This window comes from Actinotalea ferrariae CF5-4 (assembly GCF_000603945.1).
In the GTDB taxonomy this organism is placed as follows: Bacteria; Actinomycetota; Actinomycetes; order Actinomycetales; family Cellulomonadaceae; genus Actinotalea; species Actinotalea ferrariae.
The window spans coordinates 1-3,353 of sequence record NZ_AXCW01000346.1 but is presented as its reverse complement, the minus strand read 5'-3'; the positions used below and the strand labels follow the sequence as shown (position 1 = coordinate 3,353).

Sequence of the window (3,353 nt, the reverse complement as noted above, 5' to 3'; positions counted from 1 at the left end):
GGGTGGCCGGGTCCGGGTGGGGGTGAGGGACGTCACCGGCAGCGGGGTTGAGCCCGGACGGCGCTGTTGAGAGGCTCGCCCGGTGGCCCCCGTCGGGGTCCCGGACGAGGGGTGCCGTACCCGGTCAGCGCAAAGACGGCACCGAGGAGACCGCCATGTCGTGGCTCGTCCTGATCCTGTCCGGTGTGCTCGAGGCCGTCTGGGCGACCGCCCTGGGCCGCTCCGAGGGCTTCACCCGTCCGGGTCCCACCGTCACCTTCGCCGTCGCGCTGGCCGCGAGCATGGCCGGCCTGGCCTACGCGATGCGCGAGCTCCCGGTGGGCACGTCCTACGTCGTGTGGGTGGGGATCGGTGCCGTCCTCACCGTGGCGTACGCGGCCTGGACGGGGACGGAGCCGCTGTCGGTGGTCCGGCTGCTGCTCATCCTGGGGATCGTCGGGTGCGTGGTCGGGCTGAAGCTCGTCTCCTGAGCCCCGGGGGCTCCGCGGCCCGCACTCAGGCCCGCAGCGCGGGCCCGAGCTCCTGGCGGCTCCGGATGCCCAGCTTGGCGAACACCCGGGACAGGTGGCTGTCCACGGTCCGCACCGACAGCGTGAGGCGCTGCGCGATCTCCCGGCTGCTGAGGCCGCCCGCCGCCAGGCTCGCGATCTCCCGCTCGCGTCGCGTCAGCACCTCCGACCGGCCCGCCGTCGGCAGCCACAGGCCGCAGCGCCCGAGCTCCCGCGCGGCGACGGCGACCATCTGCCCGTCCCGGTCGAGCACCGCCCGGGCGTGGGCGAGGAGCGCACGCGGCCGGTCCCCGTCCAGGCCGAGGGCCACCTCCGCGAGGCGGTCCACCACGGCTGCCTCGGCGGCCCCGGACGTGCCCGCCAGGTGCCGCGAAGCCCGCACCGCGGAACCGCAGCTTGTAGCCGCCGGCCGTGAGGGCCGGGAAGGTGAACTCGCCGCCGTCGCCGGTGGACGTGGTCGCGACGGGGGCCGCGGTGTCCGACTCGGCGAAGATCTCCGCCGACACCGTGGGCACCGGCTCACCGGTGGACAGCAGCAGCACCCGCCCGCTGACGGAGGACGTGCCCGCGCGGGCCGGCTCGTCGCGTGCCTGGGCGACCTCGAGCGCGAGGTCGCGGTCCGCCGCCGACTGCTGCACGACGCTGCCGAGCGCCGTCGTGATGACGACGGCGAACACCGACACCGCGAGGAGGAGGCCGAGCAGGGCGAGGAGGCCGCGGGTGAACACCGGGCGCTGGACCAGGACGCCCATCGCGTCCGGCGGCACCCCGTCGGACGCGGGCGCATCGAGCGCGTGGCTGGTGACGGGCGCCGTCGCCGAGCCGGAGGTCCCGGGAACGGGAGCGAGCTCGGGCTGCGGCGGGGCCGGTCGCCGCCCGTCGTCGACCCGCAGCTCGAACGTCCGGGCCTCGACGGCCCCGAACATCCGGCGCCGCGCGCTCGCCCGCAGCTCCAGGACGGCGTGCTCCCCGGGCGCCAGGGCGAACCCGGGCGGGTCGAACCGGAAGGTGATCCGCCGCTCGGGGTCGGTCCCGACGACCCGGCCGGCGACGGTGGTGTTGCCGCGGTTCTCCAGGAAGACGCCGTAGGTGCCCCGGCGGCCGGCGTGGACGGTCGTCGGGTCGAGCGTCACCGCGAGGTCGCGCCGCTGGGGCACCTCCAGGACGACGTCCTCGACGGACGTCCGCTGGGCTCCCGTGAGCTCGCGGACCTGCACGGCGATCCGCCGCTCGCCCGCGGGCAGGCTGTCGGGCGGGGACAGCAGGATGCCCACCGTGGTGGACTCCCCCGGGAACAGCCGGGGCTGCGGCTCGTCCACCCGGACCCAGCTCGGGTCCGCGCCGAGCACGCGGACGGTGTACCCGCTGATGACGTCACTGGTGTTGCTGATCTCGACGGCCAGCGCGACCGGGTCGCCGTCCGGGGCCGCCAGCCGGCGCGGGGCGATGTCCAGGCGCACGTCAGCCCGCCCCGGGCAGGGTCAGGTCCTGGCTCACCGTGCCGCCGGCTGTCACGCGGACGACGGCGGTCTCGACCACCCGGCCCGCCTGGGAGACCGTCACGGTGAACGTGCCCGTCGGGAGCTGGGCGAGCGCGTAGTAGCCCGTGGGGCGGCCCGCGACGGCGGTCGACGTCGCCGTCCAGGTGCGCAGGCCGTCCGTGGCGACGACCTCCACCCCGGCGACCCCGGCGCCGTCGCGCAGGACGCGCCCCTCGACGGTACCCAGGGACGGCCGCAGCGTCACCGTGAGCGGGAGCGTCGTGCCGGACGTGAGGTCCACCGGGACGCTCTGCGGCGCGTAGCCGGGCAGCGTGAAGGTGAGCGTGTAGACGCCGGGCGTCAGGCCCGCGACCGTGAAGGCGCCGACGGTCCCGGTGGTCAGGGTCGTGGCGGTGACGGCGGTCGGCCCGCCACCCACGGACACCGTGGCCCCGCCGAGCCCCCGCCCGGTGGTGTCGACCAGGCGGCCCGAGACGGTGCCCGCGCCGCCCCGCATCTGCACGGCCACGTCGGTGCGGCTCTGCCCCGCGGCCAGGTCGACGACGACCGTGCGGGGGGTGAAGCCCTCGCGGGTGAACTCCAGCACGTACGTGCCCGGCGTCGGCAGGGACGGCAGGACGAAGGTGCCGACCGCGCCGACGGTCGGGGTACCGACGACGACCTCCGTCCCGTCGACCGTGGTCGTGACCGTCACGCCCCCGACCGGTCCGGACCCGTCGGTGACGGTGCCGGAGATCTGGCCGGTGGCCGCGCCGAGCCCGACCGTGGTCGCGAACCGGGCCTGCCCGCCCGTGACCCGCTCCGTGATCGTCGTCGGGCGGTAGCCCTCGGCCGCGAAGGTGAGCTCGTAGGTGCCGGGGGCCTCGAGCCCGGACAGCACGTACCCGCCGGCGTCGTCCGAGACGGCCTCGACGACGAGGGGCTCCTCGCCCTCGCCGCGCCACACCGCCCGGGCCTGCACGCGGACGGGGACCGGGGTGCTCACGTCCCCGACGTCCACCACGCCGGTGATGCTCGCCGGCAGACCGACGATCGTCGCGTCCAGGCCCGCGGTGACCTCACGGGCCCGGCCGGTCACCGGCTGCGCCCCCGCGTCCCCGGGGGCGGACGGGTACCAGACCTCCTCGTACCCCTCCGCGCTGAAGCGGAGCAGGTAGTCGCCCGGGTAGAGGCCCGCGACGACGTAGGAGCCGTCCTGCTGCGTGGCGGCGGAGCCGACCACCACGAGGCCGTCCCGCGTGCGGCGGTGGGCCTCGACCGTGATCCGCCCGACGCCCTCGCCGTCCGCGGCCCCGCGGACGGTCCCGGCCAGCGAGGCCCCGAGGCCCGCCGGCAGCGCGCC

The 3,353-nt window shown here is 76.7% G+C and carries 3 protein-coding genes, 1 pseudogene and 1 riboswitch; of the genes and pseudogenes, 1 reads left to right on the top strand and 3 read right to left on the bottom strand.

Annotation, left to right across the window (positions count from 1 at the left end):
• Positions 1-82: 82 nt before the first annotated feature.
• Positions 83-145: riboswitch (guanidine-III (ykkC-III) riboswitch) on the top strand.
• Between the two features lie 10 nt (positions 146-155).
• Entirely contained in the window at positions 156-470 is a 315-nt protein-coding gene (locus tag N866_RS17500) for a DMT family transporter (RefSeq protein WP_034228970.1), read from the top strand.
• Positions 471-495: 25 nt separating this feature from the next.
• On the opposite strand, the gene N866_RS22005 is transcribed toward N866_RS17500, so the two are convergent.
• The 3 genes and pseudogenes from N866_RS22005 to N866_RS17495 form a co-directional block, all read right to left on the bottom strand.
• Positions 496-741, bottom strand: a complete 246-nt coding sequence (locus tag N866_RS22005) for a LuxR C-terminal-related transcriptional regulator (RefSeq protein WP_173406176.1) — start codon at positions 739-741, stop codon at positions 496-498.
• Between the two features lie 145 nt (positions 742-886).
• A pseudogene (locus N866_RS22500) lies at positions 887-1,261 on the bottom strand (carboxypeptidase-like regulatory domain-containing protein); the annotation flags it as partial.
• A 709-nt stretch (positions 1,262-1,970) separates the two neighbouring features.
• Positions 1,971-3,353, bottom strand: a 1,383-nt coding sequence (locus N866_RS17495; protein WP_034228968.1) for a carboxypeptidase-like regulatory domain-containing protein, incomplete at its 5' end; no start/stop codon positions are given.